The organism is Shewanella denitrificans OS217, from assembly GCF_000013765.1.
Classification (GTDB): Bacteria; Pseudomonadota; Gammaproteobacteria; order Enterobacterales; family Shewanellaceae; genus Shewanella; species Shewanella denitrificans.
The window spans coordinates 1,234,529-1,254,496 of record NC_007954.1; the positions used below are offsets into that span (position 1 = coordinate 1,234,529).

15 protein-coding genes are annotated in these 19,968 nt (G+C 45.8%); 9 read left to right on the forward strand and 6 right to left on the reverse strand.

The window, feature by feature from the left end; all coding sequences use genetic code 11:
• Positions 1-172: 172 nt before the first annotated feature.
• Positions 173-955, forward strand: coding sequence for a prolipoprotein diacylglyceryl transferase (gene lgt, locus SDEN_RS05625; RefSeq protein ID WP_011495529.1), 783 nt, complete (start codon positions 173-175; stop codon positions 953-955).
• A gap of 159 nt (positions 956-1,114) precedes the next feature.
• On the opposite strand, the gene SDEN_RS05630 is transcribed toward lgt, so the two are convergent.
• The 3 genes from SDEN_RS05630 to metK all read right to left on the reverse strand — a co-directional run bounded on the left by SDEN_RS05630 (position 1,115) and on the right by metK (position 4,122).
• Positions 1,115-1,699, reverse strand: a complete 585-nt coding sequence (locus SDEN_RS05630; RefSeq protein ID WP_011495530.1) for a HutD/Ves family protein — start codon at positions 1,697-1,699, stop codon at positions 1,115-1,117.
• A gap of 47 nt (positions 1,700-1,746) precedes the next feature.
• Positions 1,747-2,760, reverse strand: coding sequence for a 2-dehydropantoate 2-reductase (locus SDEN_RS05635; RefSeq protein WP_011495531.1), 1,014 nt, complete (start codon positions 2,758-2,760; stop codon positions 1,747-1,749).
• Between the two features lie 210 nt (positions 2,761-2,970).
• Complete coding sequence (gene metK, locus SDEN_RS05640) at positions 2,971-4,122, reverse strand: methionine adenosyltransferase (RefSeq protein ID WP_011495532.1); 1,152 nt, start codon at positions 4,120-4,122, stop codon at positions 2,971-2,973.
• Positions 4,123-4,662: 540 nt separating this feature from the next.
• On the opposite strand from metK, the gene tkt reads away from it, so the two are divergent.
• The 6 genes from tkt (at position 4,663) to SDEN_RS05670 (ending at position 12,430) form a co-directional block, all read left to right on the forward strand.
• Complete coding sequence (gene tkt, locus SDEN_RS05645; RefSeq protein ID WP_011495533.1) at positions 4,663-6,657, forward strand: transketolase; 1,995 nt, start codon at positions 4,663-4,665, stop codon at positions 6,655-6,657.
• A 173-nt stretch (positions 6,658-6,830) separates the two neighbouring features.
• Positions 6,831-7,859, forward strand: a complete 1,029-nt coding sequence (gene epd, locus SDEN_RS05650; RefSeq protein ID WP_011495534.1) for an erythrose-4-phosphate dehydrogenase — start codon at positions 6,831-6,833, stop codon at positions 7,857-7,859.
• Between the two features lie 215 nt (positions 7,860-8,074).
• Positions 8,075-9,250, forward strand: a complete 1,176-nt coding sequence (locus SDEN_RS05655; RefSeq protein WP_011495535.1) for a phosphoglycerate kinase — start codon at positions 8,075-8,077, stop codon at positions 9,248-9,250.
• A 235-nt stretch (positions 9,251-9,485) separates the two neighbouring features.
• Entirely contained in the window at positions 9,486-10,553 is a 1,068-nt protein-coding gene (fba, locus tag SDEN_RS05660) for a class II fructose-bisphosphate aldolase (RefSeq protein ID WP_011495536.1), read from the forward strand.
• Positions 10,554-10,700: 147 nt separating this feature from the next.
• Complete coding sequence (locus SDEN_RS05665; RefSeq protein WP_011495537.1) at positions 10,701-11,441, forward strand: DUF481 domain-containing protein; 741 nt, start codon at positions 10,701-10,703, stop codon at positions 11,439-11,441.
• Between the two features lie 101 nt (positions 11,442-11,542).
• Positions 11,543-12,430, forward strand: coding sequence for an IS982-like element ISSde7 family transposase (locus tag SDEN_RS05670; protein WP_011495538.1), 888 nt, complete (start codon positions 11,543-11,545; stop codon positions 12,428-12,430).
• A 97-nt stretch (positions 12,431-12,527) separates the two neighbouring features.
• On the opposite strand, the gene SDEN_RS05675 is transcribed toward SDEN_RS05670, so the two are convergent.
• Positions 12,528-14,615: a M13 family metallopeptidase gene (locus SDEN_RS05675; RefSeq protein ID WP_011495539.1), complete on the reverse strand. Its 2,088-nt coding sequence runs from the start codon at positions 14,613-14,615 to the stop codon at positions 12,528-12,530.
• 361 nt (positions 14,616-14,976) lie between these two features.
• On the opposite strand from SDEN_RS05675, the gene rsuA reads away from it, so the two are divergent.
• A complete protein-coding gene (gene rsuA / locus SDEN_RS05680; RefSeq protein ID WP_011495540.1) occupies positions 14,977-15,666 on the forward strand; it encodes a 16S rRNA pseudouridine(516) synthase RsuA in 690 nt (229 codons plus the stop codon).
• 714 nt (positions 15,667-16,380) lie between these two features.
• Complete coding sequence (locus SDEN_RS05685; protein ID WP_011495541.1) at positions 16,381-18,243, forward strand: methyl-accepting chemotaxis protein; 1,863 nt, start codon at positions 16,381-16,383, stop codon at positions 18,241-18,243.
• 134 nt (positions 18,244-18,377) lie between these two features.
• Here SDEN_RS05685 and rpiA read toward each other — a convergent pair whose 3' ends face one another.
• Positions 18,378-19,037 carry a ribose-5-phosphate isomerase RpiA gene (rpiA, locus tag SDEN_RS05690; RefSeq protein WP_011495542.1) on the reverse strand — a complete coding sequence of 220 codons (660 nt, stop codon included), beginning with the start codon at positions 19,035-19,037 and terminating at the stop codon, positions 18,378-18,380.
• Between the two features lie 108 nt (positions 19,038-19,145).
• Positions 19,146-19,961 carry a mechanosensitive ion channel family protein gene (locus SDEN_RS05695; protein WP_011495543.1) on the reverse strand — a complete coding sequence of 272 codons (816 nt, stop codon included), beginning with the start codon at positions 19,959-19,961 and terminating at the stop codon, positions 19,146-19,148.
• Positions 19,962-19,968: the final 7 nt, after the last annotated feature.

Genomic DNA, 19,968 nt, shown 5'->3' on the forward strand with positions numbered 1-19,968 from the left:
GGCTTAGGCGATGGATCTAGGATCCAGACTTTTCTTGCTTGAGGGTGAATTTAAGTTAATGATTTTGCCTCATTTCGGCTAGAGCCAAATTGTTGTAAAAGGTGTAGCATGTCAGGCTTTAGTGGCCCAATAGTGTGGGTCGAGATTGTTATTCGTGAAAGGGAAGGTGAGCTTGGAACATTTTGTGTGGAATATTGACCCTGTGATGGTGTCGTTTTTAGGTCTGAGCATACATTGGTACGGGGCATTGTTTGCAACCGCGATTGCCGCGGGTTTTCAAGTCATGAAACGTATGTACGTCAAGGAAGGCTTAGATCTTGAGTCATTAGATAACTTCCTGATTTATTGCGTCGTAGGCATTATTGTTGGCGCCCGTTTGGCCCATGTGATTTTTTACGATCCCAGTTATTATTTCTCTCATCCGGCTAAAATTTTGGCGATTTGGGAAGGCGGCCTTGCCAGTCATGGTGGCGGTCTTGGGGCGATTATTGCGCTGTATTATTACCACAAAAAGATTAAGCTGCCGTTCCTATTCCTGCTGGACAGACTGGCTATCGCCACGGCGATTTTTGGCTTTTTTGTGCGCATGGCGAACTTTGCCAACTCAGAGATTTTGGGCGTACCGAGCAATGCTCCCTGGGCGATAGTGTTTGAACGCATCGATTTTCTGCCGCGTCATCCAGCTCAGCTTTATGAGGCTATCGCTTATCTGGCGATTTTTATCACCTTATATGCCTTGTATAAGTTTACTCAGCTTAAAGAGAAGCACGGGGTGTTATTCGGTGTGTTCCTTTGCACCGTGTTTAGCGCCCGTTTTGCCATCGAGTTTGTTAAGGTAAAACAAGCCGCCTACGCCGAAGACTTTGTCTTAAGTGCCGGCCAATGGCTAAGTGTGCCTTTCTTGTTAGTGGGTGTTGCGCTGTTAGTGCTGCCTTTTATCCGCAAGGTTAAATAATCTTTCAAGTTGTGATTAACTGAATAGCTTATTGAGCTATCGCTTATTGAGTTGTCGGTCATTGAACAAAAAGCAAAACCACTGCCAAGGCAGTGGTTTTTTTATGTTTAACCAATCCTGCTCTGCTACAACAAGGCTGAACTCATAATAAAACTAAACTTATAATAAGGCTAGGCTCATAATAATGACTCGTTCACCGCTGAAATTAACAGGACTACTGGACGCTAAATCGTCGGCTGCAAGCCTGACTAAATACCCTTGGGGGAGTGTTATGGTGTTATTGCTGAATGTCACTTCACAACTGCCGGTGACAGCATAGGCAAATAGCAGCTGAGATAAAGGCAGTGTAAGTGTACTGGCTTGCAATACGTGAACGTCAGTCTGATATTTAGCGGCTTTTACTATCAAGTTAAAATCACTAATAGGGCCATTAATTAACACACCTGAGGTCATAAGGCCGCCATCAAAGTTGGCGACGGCCAGCGGCGTGGCTAATGTCTGGTATTGATGCCGACCATCATGGTTTTGGTGCTTGAGGGTGATCCCCACACCTTCAAGCAGCAATAGCTGACGTTGGTAACCACTAAAGTCCGAGAAAGGCCCATCTTCGGTGACCTTTGCCATACTGATGCGCCAGTCAAAGTCAGCCATTGTACCGCCCTCATTGATGGCAAGTTCTATGGTCTCGCCTTTGCCATTCTTCCAAGGCAGACGTTTAAAGTCATTGGGGGGAATGATCTGCACTCTCTATATACTCCTAGGCTTTTACTCTTGGGTTTATGCTCTTTAGCTTATTTGCTCGTTCGTTGGATTAGCTGCGTCAAACTAACCTTATGTCCTTGTTCAAGCAGCTTGATGGCTTCAACTATGGCGGCATTGACTGGGGTGTTCACCCCATACTCTTGCCCTAAACGCACGACTGCGCCGTTGAGATAATCAATTTCTGTTGTTCGCTTAGCTTGAATGTCTTCCCACATGGATGAGCGCGCCTTGTCATCTATGCTGAGCATGGCTTTTGCGAGGCGGGAGAATAAAAAATCTGGTAGGGACAAAATAAACGGCAAATATTGGGGCTTCACTCTAGTGAATTGCCCTAGGCTAAACCCTGCTGCGCGGCAGACGCTGAGCCATTCTCTCATGGCCTTAGCCAGCCAAATGCGTGTCGGGCGTTGGCTCAATTGCTGTTTTATGGGTAAATCCATGATGGCATTTAAGGCATTGTTTAGATTTAATAATAATTTCCCATGAATGACAGACTCGAAATCGACTTTGAGCTCGCAGCTAAATCCATGAGTTGTCAGGGCGTGATAAATAGGCTGTAGTGCATCGTGCTCTTGAAACACAAAACCGCCTTCGGTGCCTTTATGGAACACGGCATTGGCTTTTTGCAGCACATTAAAGGGGGTGATCCCAAGGAGTAATTGCCGGCTGCCATGTTGCTGTTTTAGGGCTGACGCGACAAGATCGCGACTGCCAAGGCCGTTTTGCATTAAGACTAGGCTGCTTTGTGAGTGAGTCATGGCTAAAAGCTTTGCAACAACGCCTTCAAGTTGATGGCATTTCACCGTGACAAACACAAGATCGAAGGTTTCATCTTTGAGTTCTGTGAGCAATTGCCTTGGCATGACTACCTTATCTAATCCGAGATAATCAGTGAGATGAATACCGCCAGTGGTCACTATGGCGTCTTTAATGCGTTGTCTGCAGATTAAGCTAACATCAAGGCCCGCAAGGGCGAGTTCGCCAGCCAAATAACAGCCGGTAGAGCCTGCACCAAAGATGGCAATCTTAAGCCGGTTATTCATTGTTATTTAATCTCCCTAGTTTATGTTCTAAGTGCTCAGTTCATCTTTTGCAAGGAAACAGCTTGGCACGGTAAAGCGAGCACAGACAAGCGGTTTTTAGCATCACAAGAAAACTGGGCAACAAAAAAGCCAGTTGGGTTAGCAACTGGCTTTCATATTAGGCTGACAATTTTCAGAACCTAGAACCTAGAACCTAGAACCTAGAACCGATCAGAGTCCAGCGTCGGCGCGCAGCATTTCGGCCTTGTCTGTCGCTTCCCATGGGAAGCCTTCACGGCCAAAGTGTCCGTAAGCTGCAGTTTGCTGATAGATAGGGCGAGCCAAGTCTAGCATGGCCGTTAGGCCGTAGGGACGTAGCTCAAAGTGCTGGCGAACTAGCTTAATGAGCACTTCTTCAGACACTTTACCCGTGCCGAAAGTCTCAATGCTGATTGAGGTAGGCTCGGCAACGCCAATGGCGTAAGACACTTGGATTTCACAGCGGTCAGCAAGACCAGCAGCAACGATGTTTTTTGCTACATATCGGGCAGCATAGGCTGCACTGCGATCCACTTTAGATGGATCTTTCCCAGAGAACGCGCCGCCGCCGTGGCGGGCCATGCCGCCGTAGGTGTCAACGATGATCTTACGACCTGTTAAGCCACAATCACCTACTGGACCGCCAATAACGAAACGCCCCGTTGGGTTAATAAAGTATTTAGTGTCTTTATTTAACCACTGCGCCGGTAATACTGGCTTGATGATGGTTTCCATCACACCTTCAATCAAATCCGCTTGAGTGACGTCTTCTCTGTGCTGGGTCGATAACACGATAGCGTCGATACCGACAATTTTACCGTCTTCATAAGCAAAAGTGACCTGGCTTTTTGCGTCTGGTCGCAGCCAAGGTAGGGTACCGTCTTTACGTACTTCGGACTGACGTTTCACTAATGCGTGAGCATAAGTAATAGGGGCTGGCATCAGTACGTCAGTTTCATTGTTGGCATAGCCAAACATTAATCCTTGATCGCCCGCACCTTGCTCGGCAGGATCGGCACGATCCACACCTTGGTTGATGTCTGGTGATTGCTTGCCAATGGCGTTTAATACCGCGCAAGAGTCTGCATCAAAACCCATGTCTGAATGGGTGTAGCCAATTTCGCGCACGGTTTTACGGGTAATTTCTTCGATATCAACCCAGGCAGAGGTGGTGACTTCACCGCCCACTAATACCATGCCGGTTTTAACATAGGTTTCACAGGCAACACGAGCTTTTGGGTCTTGCTCAAGAATTGCGTCTAATACCGCATCAGATATCTGATCGGCGATTTTATCTGGATGACCTTCTGAAACGGATTCAGAGGTGAACAAGTGCTTTGCCATAATAGGTAAATCTCGTCTTGGGGAATTTGAACGTGTAGAAGCTTCTACATCTAGACGTCTATTTTAATGAAATTTTTGCCAGATAACACCCCTAAACTAAAATTTACCCCCCCCATTCAAGATTTGGGGGATAAAATGGCAATCTTTTCATCGGTTAGTTTTCAAGGCTAATCAATTAATGCTATGAAATCAATTGAATTATTTTACTTTCTGCCAACGCTTAAATTGTGTTTGTTCAGCGCAAAGATTAATAATTTATATTGGTTAACATGCGTTTTTGTTTGGTGTTGCCAGTTTGATTAATACTGAATAAAACCACTTGAGTAAATTTAGCAGAGTCAGCAAGATACGCCATTTAAGCGGTATATATTTATTAACAAATGCTCTGTGATTAAGGCTTTTTGGGGCTCAAACTGACGTTTAGATGAATCTCACAAAAATTTTTAATTTGCGTCACAGTGCCGAGTAAGGGAAAATGTGCCTCCACAATTGCTAGTGCACCTCAATACTAGCAAACATCATAATCAAGCAGGAGAGAGCATGTCTTCCCGTAAAGTACTCGCTAACGCTATCCGTGCATTAAGTATGGATGCAGTTCAAAAAGCCAATTCAGGTCACCCTGGTGCACCTATGGGTATGGCTGATATCGCCGAAGTGCTTTGGAATGATTTCCTTAAGCACAACCCGACGAACCCTGAGTGGGTCGATCGCGATCGTTTTATTTTATCAAACGGTCACGGCTCTATGCTGATTTACTCTTTACTGCACCTAAGCGGTTATGCTTTGCCAATCGAAGAGCTAAAGCAATTCCGTCAGCTACATTCTAAGACTCCAGGCCACCCTGAATACGGTTACACCCCAGGTGTTGAAACCACCACTGGCCCATTAGGCGCAGGTATTAGCAACGCGGTCGGTATGGCCATTGCTGAAAAAACCTTAGCGGCGCAGTTTAACCGTGAAGGCCATGATATCGTCGATCACTTTACTTACTGTTTCTTAGGTGATGGCTGTTTAATGGAAGGCATCTCCCACGAGGCCTGTTCATTAGCGGGCACCTTAGGCTTAGGCAAGTTAATCGCATTTTGGGATGACAACGGCATTTCAATCGATGGTCATGTTGAAGGCTGGTTCACCGACGATACCCCTAAGCGTTTCGAAGCTTATGGCTGGCACGTGATTGCTGGCGTGGATGGTCACGACCCAGAAGCCATTAAAGCGGCAATCAATGAAGCTAAGTCGGTCACCGATAAGCCAAGCATGATTTGCTGCAAAACCATTATTGGTTTTGGTTCGCCAAACAAGTCTGGCAGCCATGACTGTCACGGCGCGCCACTCGGAGACGCTGAAATTGCTGCAGCGCGTGAATTCCTAGCTTGGCCACATGCCCCATTCGAAATCCCAACAGACGTATATGCAGGATGGGATGCCAAAGAAAAAGGCCAAGCGATTGAAGCGGCTTGGGAAAGCAAGTTTGAAGCCTATAAAGCGGCTCACCCAGCACTGGCTGCTGAGTATGAGCGCCGCGTGTTAAAAGGTGACTTACCCGCAGATTTTGAAGCCAAGGCTCAAGCCTTCATTCAAGAGTGTCAAGATAAAGGCGAAGGCATTGCTAGCCGTAAAGCCTCGCAAAATGCTATCGGCTTCTTTGGTGCTATGTTGCCAGAGTTGTTAGGCGGCTCTGCGGATTTAGCCGGTTCTAACTTAACCTTATGGTCAGGTTCTAAAGGCATTCAAGACGATGCTGCCGGTAACTACATCTATTACGGTGTGCGTGAATTTGGCATGAGCGGCATCATGAATGGCGCGTCATTGCACGGCGGTTTCATCAACTACGGCGCGACCTTCATGATGTTTATGGAATACGCCCGTAATGCGGTACGTATGTCTGCGCTGATGGGCATTCAGAACATCTTCGTTTATACCCATGATTCTATCGGTCAAGGCGAAGATGGCCCGACTCACCAACCAGTTGAGCAGCTAGCTAACTTACGCATGACGCCAAATATGGCAGTATGGCGCCCCTGTGATGCCGCTGAAACAGCGGTATCTTGGAAAGCGGCTATCGAGCGTCGTGATGCACCAACGTCACTGATTTTCAGCCGTCAAAACCTGAAAGCTCAAGCCCGCACGCCTGAGCAATTAGCTAACGTTGCCAAAGGCGCTTATGTGCTACTCGATTGCGCTGGCACAGCCGATGTCATCTTAATGGCGACGGGTTCTGAAGTGCAGCTTGCAATAGAAAGTGCTGCAGCATTAACCGAGCAAGGCGTTAAGGTGCGTGTTGTGTCTATGCCATCAACCACAGAGTTTGATAAGCAAGACATCGCTTACAAAGAGTCTGTATTGCCAAAAGTTGTGACTAAGCGTGTAGCCATTGAAGCGGCACATGTGGATTTCTGGCACAAGTACGTGGGCTTTGGCGGCGCTATGGTTGGTATGACGACCTTTGGTGAGTCAGCCCCAGGTGGTGACTTGCTTAAGCACTTTGGTTTCACCGTCGATAACGTAGTGGCGACAGTGAAAAGCTTAGGCTAATCCTTGGGATAAGTGCTTGAATGAAACCTTTTACAGACTAAAATCCTCCCTTTAGCGGATACTTAGCTGATAGGTGTTTAGTCTGTAAGCGTTAACTTGTATAATGACGGCCTGTATTGATACAGGCCGTTTTTTTATCTCTTTTTATGACGATAGAGGAAGCTGAACCTTTAATGATCCGCGTTGCTATCAATGGTTATGGCCGTATCGGCCGCTCAATTCTTCGTGCCCTGTATGAGTCGGGAAAACGTCAGCAAATTCAAATCGTTGCCATTAATGAATTGGCGAAACCTGAAGCTATCCGTCATTTAACTCAATACGATACTACCCATGGCCGCTTCGGACAGACGGTGGAGTTGCAAGAAGGGAAGTTACACATAGGTGATGATGCCATCGCCTTATTCCATCAAAGTGATGCCACTAAGCTGCCTTGGGGGGAGCTGGATATCGACATAGTATTCGAGGCCAGTGGCAGTCTAATTGAACGTGAAGCCTGCGAAGCCCACATTATTTCAGGTGCTAAGCAAGTGCTTATCAGCCATCCTTCGTCCCAAGATGTGGATGCGACTATCGTTTACGGGGTCAATCATCACCTGTTAGCGGCAGAGCATACCGTGGTGTCTAATGCTTCTTGCACCACCAACTGCATAGTGCCAGTGATCGATGTGCTCGACAGCCATTTTGGCGTAATAAGCGGTGCTATCACCACCATACATTCGGCAATGAACGATCAACAAGTCATCGATGCTTATCATGATGACTTGCGCCGTACCCGCGCCGCTGGCCAGTCAATTATTCCCGTGGATACTAAGCTTGCTCGTGGCATCGAGCGTATTTTACCTAAGATGAAAGACAAGTTTGAAGCCATCTCAGTGCGGGTACCCACCATCAATGTAACCGCCATAGATGTATCGGTAACTTTACGTGATCGAGTCGACATTTCTATAATAAACAGCGTCTTGCAGCAGGCAGCGAAAGGGCGTTTCGATGGGATTTTAGGTTATACTGATGAGCCATTAGTGTCTTGTGATTTTAATCACGATCCACGCTCCAGCATAGTCGATGCCACCCAGACTCGCGTCAGTGACGGCCACTTGGTCAAGTTACTCTTGTGGTGCGATAACGAATGGGGTTTTGCCAACCGCATGCTCGACACTAGCCTGGCGATGATTAGAGCAAAGAGCGCCAAGAGTGTGAAGTAACGAGTGTGCAGTTTCTGTGACTGAATTGTGGTGCGGCTATCATTAATGGAAATGGGGTTTTGCCAATCGCATGCTTGATACTAGCCTGGCGATGATAAAAGCTAAAAACGTCAAGATCGCGAAGTAACAAGGCGCAAAATACAGAATTTAAGCTCCAGTGTGAACTGACCACTGAGCAAGCCAGTTTCGTTTTTAACTTAAGAGGAAAGGCTATTATGGCTATTATCAATATGACAGATCTCGATTTAACGAATAAGCGGGTGCTTATTCGTCAAGATCTCAATGTGCCAGTCAGTGATGGCATGGTCACCAGTGACGCGCGCCTGCGTGCATCACTGCCAACCATTCAATTGGCCTTAGACAAGGGCGCTGCCGTTATGGTGATGTCTCACCTAGGCCGCCCAACGGAAGGCGAGTTCAATAATGAATTCTCACTGCAGCCCGTGGTTGATTATTTAGCCAAAGCCTTGAAGTCCCCTGTGCGTTTAGCCACTGACTATTTAGACGGCGTTGAAGCGAACGTTGGCGAAGTCGTGGTGTTTGAAAACGTGCGCTTTAACCAGGGTGAAGGCAAAAACGATGAAGCCTTGTCTAAGAAGATGGCGGCGCTTTGTGATGTGTACGTGATGGATGCCTTTGGTACGGCGCACCGCGCTCAAGCCTCAACTCACGGTGTGGGCATGTTTGCCCCGATCGCGTGCGCAGGCCCGCTTCTTGCCCAAGAGCTTGATGCTTTAGGAAAAGCCTTAGATAACCCAGCCCGCCCTATGGTGGCCATAGTTGGCGGCTCTAAAGTCTCCACTAAGCTTACTGTGCTTGAAAGCCTATCTGGCATTGTTGATCAGCTAGTGGTTGGCGGCGGTATCGCTAATACCTTTATTGCAGCAGCTGGCTTTAATGTGGGTAAATCTTTGTACGAAGCGGATTTAGTCGATGAAGCCAAGCGATTAGTGGCTAATGCCCGTAGCCGCGGCGGTGATATTCCAGTGCCTACGGATGTTGTTGTCGCCAGCGAGTTTAGCCCAACGGCCGCTGCAAAACTTGTTGATGTGAGCCAGGTATCTGATACCGATATGATTTTTGATATTGGCCCAGACAGCGCCGAAGCGTTAGCGAAAATAATCGAAACAGCGGGTACCATAGTCTGGAACGGCCCTGTGGGTGTGTTCGAGTTCGATCAATTCGGTAAAGGCACTGAGCGTATTGCGCGCGCTATTGCGGATTCGAAAGCATTTTCTATTGCAGGCGGCGGCGATACCCTTGCCGCGGTAGATAAATACAATATCGCCGATAAGGTGTCTTACATTTCTACTGGCGGCGGCGCTTTCCTTGAGTTTTTAGAAGGAAAAGAGTTACCAGCGGTTGCAATGCTTGAGAAGCGCGGCGCATAAATGTGATAATACGGCTCTTGTTTCAAGGGCCGTTTTTATAACTGCGTCAGTGTTAAAGCGGTGCTAATGCGTTACTAGTGAAGAATTAAATAAGCTATCGACAACAGATAGCAAAAAAAATGATAACACTTAACCGCGCCTCGAAGACTTGTCATGGACCTTCTTCTTGGCGTATTAAATCCATCCAAACGATAGTGCCCTAGGTGTTAATTCACCCTATTATTGGAGAACAAAAATGGCTCTTATTTCCCTACGTCAATTACTCGATCATGCTGCAGAGCATGGTTATGGTGTGCCCGCATTTAACGTCAATAACCTTGAACAAATGCGTGCCATCATGCAGGCCGCAGAAGCTACGGACAGTCCTGTGATAGTACAAGCCTCGGCCGGCGCGCGTAAGTATGCCCGCCCGCAGTTCCTTAAGTACTTAATGGCGGCGGCCCTTGAGCAGTATCCTGATATCCCTGTGTGTATTCATCAAGATCACGGTACCGATCCTGATATCTGTCAGCGTTCTATTCAGCTGGGCATGTCATCAGTGATGATGGACGGCTCCTTAATGGCAGATGGTAAAACCCCTGCATCTTACGAATATAACGTCGATGTGACCCGCAGAACTGTAGCTTTTGCTCACGCGTGTGGCGTGTCGGTAGAAGGTGAGATTGGCTGTCTTGGTAGCTTAGAGACAGGCCAAGCGGGCGAAGAAGATGGCATAGGCGCTGTGGGCACTTTAAGCATGGATCAAATGCTAACTACGCCTGATGAAGCGGCGCGTTTCGTTGCCGATACCCATGTGGATGCCTTAGCCATTGCTATTGGTACCAGTCACGGGGCTTACAAGTTTAGCCGTAAGCCAACAGGGGATGTGTTGCGTATCGATCGCATCAAGGAAATCCATGCCCGCATTCCTAATACTCATTTAGTGATGCACGGTTCTTCCTCTGTGCCCCAAGAGTGGTTACAGATAATCAACCAGTACGGCGGCGCTATCCCTGAGACTTACGGTGTGCCATTAGAAGAAATCGTCGAAGGCATCAAGCATGGCGTGCGTAAAGTGAATATCGATACCGACTTACGCCTTGCCTCCACTGGCGCTGTGCGTAAGTTCTTGGCGGAAAACCCCGCTGAGTTTGATCCACGTAAGTTCTTAAAAGCCTCAATGGAAGCCATGGCAGACATCTGTACTGTGCGCTATGAAGCTTTTGGCAGCGCGGGAATGGCCTCTAAAATCAAGCCATTATCTTTGCAAGCCATGTATAAGTCATACCAGTCAGGTGCATTAGATCCTAAAATCAACATGTAACAGATAATGGCTAAAGCCTGAAAGCTAAATGTTAAGCCCGCTACTCGTTAGTGGGCTTTTTTATCCCTGTCAAAAAGCCTTAGATTTTTCATTCGCAGCTTGAAATGTTAGCATGTCGGCAAAATTATACAGAGGAGAGCCAGAAGTATGAAAACCCCGTTAGTGATCACAGCATTGAGTTTATGTTTACCCTTTATGGCACATGCAGGCAGCAGTTTTGTGGAAGGGGACGATATCTTAGCTGGCGAAGTCGAACTTGGGGCGACATTAACCACAGGTAATACCGATACCTCTTCTTTTAAAGGTCGCTTAGCCCTTAAGCATGAACTCGGTAATTGGGAAAATCAGTATTTGCTGGAAGGCTTGTATAAGGAAGACACAGAAACCGTAACGGCTAAGCGTTACATAGTCGGTGCTCAAGGTGATTACCTTATCGATCACGACAGCTATATCTTTTCTAACATGAATTATGAAGTCGACCCTTTTACTGGCTATGAATACAGCTTTACCGCCGCTAGCGGTTATGGTCATAAATTCATTAATGATGACAGAACCAAGCTTAAAGCCGAAATTGGCCCAGGTTTTATTTATCAAAAGTTAGATAGCACACTGGCGGCCATCGAAGGCTATGACACGGATAAAAGTGTGGTAGCCCACGCTGTCATCAATTTTGAGACCAAACTTGGGGATTCTTCAAAATTTGGCCAGAAGTTAGTCATGGATATGGGTGAGAAGATTGATGCCCGTTCAGAAACCTCGTTAACCGCCAATATTGTGGGTGCCTTGGCGATGAAGTTTGCTGTGATAGTGAGATACAACAGTAACCCCCTAGATAGCAAGACCAGCACAGACACTGAAACCAACATGACCTTGTTATACGCTTTTTAATGGTTAATAGTTAACCTCAACTCGGGATAAAAAACTGAACTAATCGCCCTCTTTGTGATCAGATCTTTCGACCAAGAAGGAACCAATCACGCAGAGGGCTTATGGATAATTTAGTGGATGTATTTTGTGATGTCGATGATTTTTGTGCTGTATTTATGCCGCAATGGAAAAAACAATGCGTAACAGATGGCACGCGTAAGCGCCAACGTTCAAGCAGAATGAGCATGAGCGAAATAATGACTATTATCATACTCTTCCATACATCTCATCATCGTGACTTCAAAAATTACTACACTGGATATCTTGCTCGTTTTTTCAAATCTGATTTCCCCCACTTACTCAGCTATACCCGTTTTCTTGAGCTTATGCCGACAGCTGTCGTGCCACTATGCAGCTATTTCTCCAGCATCAGAAGTCTACCTACGGGGATTGAATTCGTCGATTCGACCAGTGTAAAGGTTTGCCACAATTTGCGAATTCCACGACATAAAACGTTATCTGGCCTTGCTCGCCGCGGAAAAGGGACCATGGGGTGGTTCTACGGGTTCAAGCTTCACCTCATCGTTAACCATAAGGGAGGGATTGTTGCCGCCAAAATTACTCCAGCCAATACCCATGACACTAAGCCTGTTTCAGGCATGGTGGTGAATGCTATGGACAAGCTGTATGCGGATAAAGGCTATATCAGTAAAGCGTTGGCAAGCGAGCTACTTGAGCAAGGCGTAACACTAGTAAACAATGTTCGCAAGAACATGAAAAAGAAGGTTTTATCACTGTGGGATAGGGCAATGCTTTCACGAAGATTTATTATAGAAACGATCAATGATCAGCTTAAGAATATCTCACAAATCGAGCATTCGAGGCATAGAAGTGTGCATGGTTTTATGCTGAATATGATTGGCGGTTTAATTGCCTATCAACTCAAAGAGAGTAAGCCACAACTTAATATCACAGATGTCGATTTCAATGCGATTTCTGTTATGGCTTAAACCGATCTCAGGTTAGTTAATAACTGAAGCATAGACATAAAAAAAGGCCGAGATAACTATCTCGGCCTTTTTGTTTCAATCAAATAACTTGATTAGATTACCAGATTTTTACACGCTTCTCTGGCGCTAGGTACATCTTGTCGCCTTCTTTGAGGCCATAGGCTTCATAGAATTCAGGCATGTTAGACAAGGCGCCTAGGGCACGGAAGTGACCTGGTGAATGTGGATCAGTGGCTACGCGGTTACGCATGGCTTCTTCTTTCATTTTCACGCGCCAAATTTGGGTGAAGCCCATAAAGAAACGCTGATCGCCCGTTAGACCGTCAATCACTGGCGCTTCTTTGCCATCTAATGACATTTTATAGGCCTTGTAGGCGATGGTTACGCCAGACAAATCACCGATGTTCTCGCCTAACGTTAACTCACCGTTTACGTTTAGGTCGTCATACACTTGATAACCACTGTATTGGGTAATTAAGGCATTACCTTTAGCGGTAAAGGCCTTAAGGTCGCTTTCTGTCCACCAGTCGCGCATGTTGCCTTCGCCATCAAACTTGGCACCTTGGTCGTCAAAACCATGGCCCATTTCGTGGCCGATAACGGCACCAATACCACCGTAGTTCACCGCATCATCGGCTTCTAGGCTGAAGAAGGGCGGCTGTAGAATCGCAGCAGGGAAGACGATTTCATTCATGGTAGGGTTGTAGTAAGCGTTAACCGTTTGTGGGGTCATGTGCCATTCGTCTTTATCGATTGGCGTGCCTAACTTGGCCAGTGATTTAGCATGCTCAACTTCACCCGCGCGCATGGCATTGCCCACTAAGTCATCAGACTTGATGGTTAACTTGCTGTAATCAGCCCACTTGTTTGGATAACCAATTTTTGGATTGAATTTAGCCAGCTTGTCTTTGGCAGCAACCTTGGTTTCAGCACTCATCCAATCCAATGAATCTATACTTGAACCATAAGCACCGCGTAGGTTTTCAACGAGGTCGCTCATGCGCTCTTTCGCTTCAGGGACGAAATGACGCTTAACGTACACTTTACCCACAACTTCACCTAAGGTGGCGCTTACTGTGGCAACACCGCGTTTCCAGCGTGGCTCTTGTTCAGCTTGACCATTCAACGTTTTCGAGAAAAACTCAAAATTTTCAGCATCTAATGCTTCAGTTAGGTTATTGGCTGTGTGAGTCAGTAACTGCCAAGACAGGTAGGCTTTCCATGTGGCAAGATCTGTGGTCTTAACGATGTCATTCATGCCTTGGATGAAGCTTGGCTGGTTGATAATGATATCAGTTTGCTTTTCACTACCTAAGGTCGTCAGGTAAGCCGTCCAGTCGATATCTGGAGCAAGTGTTGCTAAGTCTTTAACTTGATATAAGTTATAGGTCTTAGTGCTGTCACGAGTTTCAACCAGGTCCCAATGCTGTTCAGCAATGGCGGTCTCTAACGTCATAATGGTGTTAGCACTGGCTTTACCGTCTTTAAAACCGGCTAAATCGAACATTTTTTCTATGTGAGCAAGGTATGCGGCGCGAATGCCAACATGACGCTCAGAATCGTTAAAGTAAAAATCTTTTTCTGGCAGGCTTAACCCGTATTGCCAAATGTGGGGGGCATAACGGCTAGAGTTTTTTGCATCGACATCGATGTAAAAGCCCATAGGTGTGCCCATGCCTTTCATTTGACTGTGGGCAAAGTACTTCACTAAGTCAGTCTTGTTCGCAATGGCATTGATTTTATCAAGCTCACCTTGGATAGGCTTGATGCCAAGTTTATTTAAGGTTTCAACGTCCATGAATGCGCGGTAAAGGTCGGCCACTTTCTGCTCGTCACTGCCGTCGGCTAAGTCTTTCATTGCCGCGACTTCTTCTATGATGGCTTTAACATCATCACGGGCTTTTTCACGTAGGTCGTAGAAAGCGCCTATGTTAGTACGATCCCCTGGGATCTCAGCAGTTTTCATCCAAGCGCCGTTAACGTACATGTAAAAGTCATCTTGTGGGCGGACACTTTCGTCTATGTTGTCAAATGAGATGCCAGAAGTTAGTGCTTTTTCTACGGCAGCAGCGGTTGCTGTTTTGACGGTATCAGTTGCGGCATTAACATCAGTTTTGTTATCTGAACAGGCACTCAGTCCTGCGATAAGCGAGGCACAAAGTCCCCCAATGACTAATTTTTTCATTTTGTTTCCTTGGCATTATTAAATGTTGCCCTTCAATGGGGCTTGGATACAGTTTTAGATAAAAGCAATTGGTGCTATCCATCACAATGGGCAACACAATAAAACATCAATTTATCGCGCATTCTTCTGCACACTATGTTAATGCCAAAGCGCTAATGTTAACAAGGCACAAGAGCTGTATTTACTGATTAAATAGCCCTTAAACTGGCAATTTATGTAACCAAAAATGTAAATCATCAATCCTGAGTAAATTTAAAGCAAACACAAGGCTTTGTCTTTGTCGCCTTGGGCCTCATAATGACAGCTTATTAGCTCCCGCCTATGCGGGGATGGGATAAGCAACAAATTAGGTATTATTACAGTGCGTTTAGATAAGTTTATTACTGAAGCCTCTGAGCTCAGTCGTTCGTTAGCCAAGAAAGCCCTGCATCGCGGTGATGTGACCTGCGATGGTGTGATTGTGAAGGACTCAGGTTTTAAAGTGGAGCCAGGCACAAAAGTGTGTCTTGAAGGGCGAGAGTTATCCCTATTTGGTGTGCGTTACCTGATGCTCAATAAGCCAGTCGACACCATTTGTTCAACCATAGATGAAGTTTATCCTTCAGTGCTAAGTCTGATAGATGTTGAGAAGGCAAGCAATTTACACATAGCAGGGCGCTTAGATGCGGACACTACGGGCTTAGTGTTAATCACTAGCGATGGCCAATGGTCTCACAGAGCCACATCACCGAAAAAAGATTGTGGTAAGCGTTATTTAGTGGAAGTGGCTGAGCCACTAGATGAGAGTTTGATTGAAACCTTTGCTGAAGGCATAGCCCTGAGAAACGAAGATGGCTTAACTAAACCCGCCACGCTTGAGATTATCGATAGCCATCATGCCAGACTCACAATCACAGAAGGTAAGTACCATCAGGTAAAACGCATGTTTGCCGCGACGGGCAACGCGGTGATTAATTTACACCGTGAGTGTGTTGGTAGCATTGAACTTGACCCCGGGCTTGCCTTAGGCGAGTGGCGTTATCTCACTCAAGCCGAAATCGATTCGATTTAACGGCCTTAGAACCTAGAACCTAGGACTTAGAATCTAAAACCTAAGTCCTAGGATCAAGTTTAATCTCTGAGGCTTATCTCACCACTGATGGTATTCAATTTTGCTCAGCAGTAAATGGACTGACATCGACATCGCTCGATACTCCCTCTGCGCATATCAATAAATACGCCGACATCAAAACCTGCAAGTTTGAGTCTTGGGCGTCATCACAGTCTCTCAAACGGGTTATCCATTTATTGCTGTTTTTTTATTAGACATAGGCTACAGCTAAACAGGTGTACAAAGGCTGCAAATATTGTTGTTTTAGTCAGGTATCACCGGGTCAAAATTGCTAATGTTTTACAAAATCTTCTTGCTTGCGCTCATTTTAATGATGTTGTTTGGCATCAACATTCAACAATGTATCTTTATGTTTAGGCGTTTGCTGATTTTTTGAGGTGAAAGTTTACATTTTCTGTTGAAAGCCCTGTTAATGCAGAACATAATTAACAGCTACTTGTTTAAATTAGGAAAAATTTTTATTGAAAACCTCTCTTCATTTATTGGTACTGCTGCCGCTATTAAACAGAGTTAGGCAGCTTGTCATAAAAACTTCACCGAATTATTTTCCCATCGTTTGATTTGTGATTGAGCTATTTTTACGTTTGACAACTATATTTACCCAAGCAACTTTACAATCTATCCCATCTTAGATAAAAAAATTAAGGATATTTGATGCTAATACGCTCAAAATTAATGCTCAGTGCCGCCGTATCAATTGGCGCATTAATTGCCATGTTTGCTTTGCAGCAATATTCAAACAGTCAACAGGCTCAGCTCACTTCAGCAGAACTCAATGTCAGCGAAATCGATCTTAAAGTACTCAATTTACGTAAAGAAGAGAAAGATTTTCTGTCCCGACTTGACATGGCTCATGTGGAGAAACACCAAAAGCATGTGTTAGAAATTAAGCAATTGGCGCAAGACATTACCAAGGCATTGAACGCTCATGATATCCCAATAACGGCGTTGTCCAGCTTATTAACCAGCGTGGGTCATTACCAAAGCATTTTTGCTGAAATCGTGGCCTTACAGTCTGAAATTGGTCTCACGCCAAAATCTGGGCTCTACGGTAACTTAAGGGATAAAGTTCACGAGATAGAGCAAATTTTAGACACCGCAGATCAAGAGCGATTAACTGTGATCATGTTGCAGTTAAGGCGCAATGAAAAAGACTTTATGTTGCGAAGAGACTTAGGCTATGTGGATAAATTCAACACTAACGTCAGCCTATTTAAAACAGCCGCATCTTTATCCAGCTTAGACAGTGGCCGTGTTGCTCAATTAACCAGTCTGATGGATAAATATCAGCAAGCCTTTATTATCCTTACGGAAAAAGAGCGTCAGTTTGGTATGACGCCAAATGATGGCAAGATGGCGGTACTGCGCGATGCTATCCATCAAACTGAAGCCGATATCGATGCGCTGCAATCCCAGACAAAAAGTGCCATTAAGGATGCTGGAGAAAGGGGATTTCTGTTTGGGGTTGCTATCTTCATTCTCATTGCAGCGGCCTTGTCAGTGGCAACGTATTTGATTATCCGCAGCATTATCGACCCAGTTGATAAAATTACCAACATTATTAGTCAAATAGAAAAAACTAAAGATTTGACCCTGAGATGTGATGCTTCAAGCGATGATGAATTAGCGCGTATTGCACTGCATTTTAATCATATGGTGGAGAGTTTTCAGAAATTAATTGAACAGGTTAATGAGTCTGTCTCAGCCATGAACCAGTCCTGTAATGAATTGTCTGTCAATGCATCAGCCGCGTCTAAGGGCATGGCCAAGCAGCTCAACGAGACAGACATGGTGGCCACGGCAATTACCGAAATGGGCTCCACCATTGATGAAATTGCCAATAATACTGAGCTTGCGGCAGCCAAAGCCAGTCAAACTCATGAAAATGCCCAGAGTGGCCTGCAGAGCGTCGAGCAAACCATAAGTAAAATTCAGCAATTGTCGGCACAGCTTAATGATTCATCTCGAGTGGTATCGGAACTCGAGCAAGACAGTAAGACTATAGGCAGTGTGCTCGATGTTATTCGTGGCATCGCCGAACAGACCAATTTGCTGGCTTTAAATGCTGCCATTGAAGCGGCAAGGGCAGGCGAGCAAGGCCGCGGGTTTGCTGTGGTCGCCGACGAGGTGAGAAATCTCGCGATGCGCACTCAATCGTCCACGGCGCAGATTTCCGCCATCACCCAAACCTTGCAGACTCGTACTCGCTCAATTGTGCAGTTAATGGAAGTGAGTCAGCAGCAGGGCAGTGACAGTGCAGAGCAAGCCGCCGGTGCTGGCCGTCTACTAAAGCAGATAAACGATGATGTCACCAACATCATGGACATGAGCACTCAGATAGCGGCGGCCATTGAGGAGCAAAGCATGGTGTCAGCCGAAGTGAATAAGAACGTGGTAGTTATTCGGGATATTGCCGATGATTCCTCGCAAACGGCGGCTAAGAATGCAGCCTCTTCAGAAGATGTCAGACAAAGAGCGGCTAGCCTAAGTGCTGCTGTGAGCAAGTTCAAAGTGTGATCCGGCATTGCTGTATTAAGATTAGAAAAATGCCTGCGATAAGCAGGCATTTTTTATGGCAATCCCAATTAACAATTAACAATTAACAATTAACAATTAACAATTAACAATTAACCACTAACCGTTAAAAGGTACTAGTTTGTTGATGTCTTTACGCCATCAGGGGTACCCATTAACAGTATATCAGCGCCGCGATTGGCGAACAGACCATTGGTGACTACGCCTACGATGGCATTGATTTGAGTTTCTAACGCCTTAGGGTTCAATATTTTAAGGTTGTATACGTCTAAAATCACATTGCCATTGTCTGTGATGACCCCTTGACGATAGACGGGATCGCCGCCCAATTTTACCAGCTCACGAGCAACATAAGAGCGCGCCATAGGAATGACTTCAACCGGTAAGGGGAACTGACCTAACACGTCGACTTGCTTGGTATTGTCCACGATGCAAATAAATTTATCGGCCACTGCGGCGACGATTTTTTCACGGGTAAGGGCTGCGCCGCCGCCTTTGATCATGTCCATATGGGCATTGATTTCATCGGCACCATCCACATAAATCGATAGTTCAGACACTTCATTTAAGTCAAACACATCAATGCCTAAGGCTTTCATTTTCTCAGTGGAAGCGACGGAGCTCGATACCGCACCCTTGATATTGTGCTTCATTGTGGCTAATGCATCGATGAAATGATTAACCGTTGAGCCAGTGCCAACGCCAACTATGCTGTCTACTTCAACGTATTTAAGTGCAGCCCAACCGGCGGCTTTTTTCATTTCATCTTGTGTCATGGGAGTTCCTCTTTGCCCTCGGGGCAAGGTGATAAAAATTGCTGTGATTATAATGAAAACAACGGCTAAATAATATGAACAAGATCCAAGAAACAGTGTTTGCTGGTATCACTGCTTGGATGAGTCTTGCCCATTATCATACAGGCCCGCCTGTTTGAATGCCGTCAGTACCCGATTATTAATATCGCTGGCAAATTTTCGCTCTAATCTGACATCCATCACATAGGCTTTAATGGTCAGCGAGATTAAATGCTGGCCGAAGCTGTGATCTGTACCGAGTATTACCCTGATGGGTTTGTTCAAAAAGGTATAAGGCGAGCACTGGGTGGCTTCCCTTGCAAGGGCGCAAGCATGATTATGATCCACATTCACTGGCAACTTAAAATTGATCACCACCATCTCATCTAAAGCGCCGCTATTAGAATTTGAAACCGCAGTTTTTAAGGCTTCAGCGTTTGGCACCATAACAGTGTTATCATCGAATGTCCTAAGCCAAGTGACACTCCATTCAAGCTTTATCACTTCACCATAGTGGCCCGAGAGTGTCACCATGTCACCGACGCGATAGGGGGGATTTAGCATAATAATAAAGCCCGCAATCATATTCTTAGCCGGCTCTTGGGTGGCTAAACCTATGACTATACTGATTGAGCCAATAACCGCGAGTACTAAGTTTTCATGGGGGTCGAGTATGCCTATGATGGCGTAAGCGATAACAGCGCCCCAGACAAACAAGCGAATAAAGGGGTAGAGGCGACTCAAGAATAAGCGGTATTTTGGCAGTTTTAGGGTTAATTTTACCAAGGCATATTGGGCTAAGACTAAAAATAACCAGGCCAGTGCACAGATGATAAGCACCGCCAGCAATTTCTCCCAAGAGATAATCTCTAGCATGGCTTGTAATGCTTTACGTGAGTCTTCCATCGCTGCG

Coding starts and splice junctions, on each gene's coding strand:
- tkt (WP_011495533.1), top strand. CDS start 4,663: ATGTCTTCCCGTAAAGTACTCGCTAACGCTATCCGTGCATTAAGTATG.
- SDEN_RS05670 (WP_011495538.1), top strand. CDS start 11,543: ATGGATAATTTAGTGGATGTATTTTGTGATGTCGATGATTTTTGTGCT.
- SDEN_RS05635 (WP_011495531.1), bottom strand. CDS start 2,760: ATGAATAACCGGCTTAAGATTGCCATCTTTGGTGCAGGCTCTACCGGC.
- fba (WP_011495536.1), top strand. CDS start 9,486: ATGGCTCTTATTTCCCTACGTCAATTACTCGATCATGCTGCAGAGCAT.
- SDEN_RS05665 (WP_011495537.1), top strand. CDS start 10,701: ATGAAAACCCCGTTAGTGATCACAGCATTGAGTTTATGTTTACCCTTT.
- SDEN_RS05655 (WP_011495535.1), top strand. CDS start 8,075: ATGGCTATTATCAATATGACAGATCTCGATTTAACGAATAAGCGGGTG.
- SDEN_RS05695 (WP_011495543.1), bottom strand. CDS start 19,961: ATGGAAGACTCACGTAAAGCATTACAAGCCATGCTAGAGATTATCTCT.
- rpiA (WP_011495542.1), bottom strand. CDS start 19,037: ATGACACAAGATGAAATGAAAAAAGCCGCCGGTTGGGCTGCACTTAAA.
- SDEN_RS05675 (WP_011495539.1), bottom strand. CDS start 14,615: ATGAAAAAATTAGTCATTGGGGGACTTTGTGCCTCGCTTATCGCAGGA.
- metK (WP_011495532.1), bottom strand. CDS start 4,122: ATGGCAAAGCACTTGTTCACCTCTGAATCCGTTTCAGAAGGTCATCCA.
- SDEN_RS05685 (WP_011495541.1), top strand. CDS start 16,381: ATGCTAATACGCTCAAAATTAATGCTCAGTGCCGCCGTATCAATTGGC.
- epd (WP_011495534.1), top strand. CDS start 6,831: ATGATCCGCGTTGCTATCAATGGTTATGGCCGTATCGGCCGCTCAATT.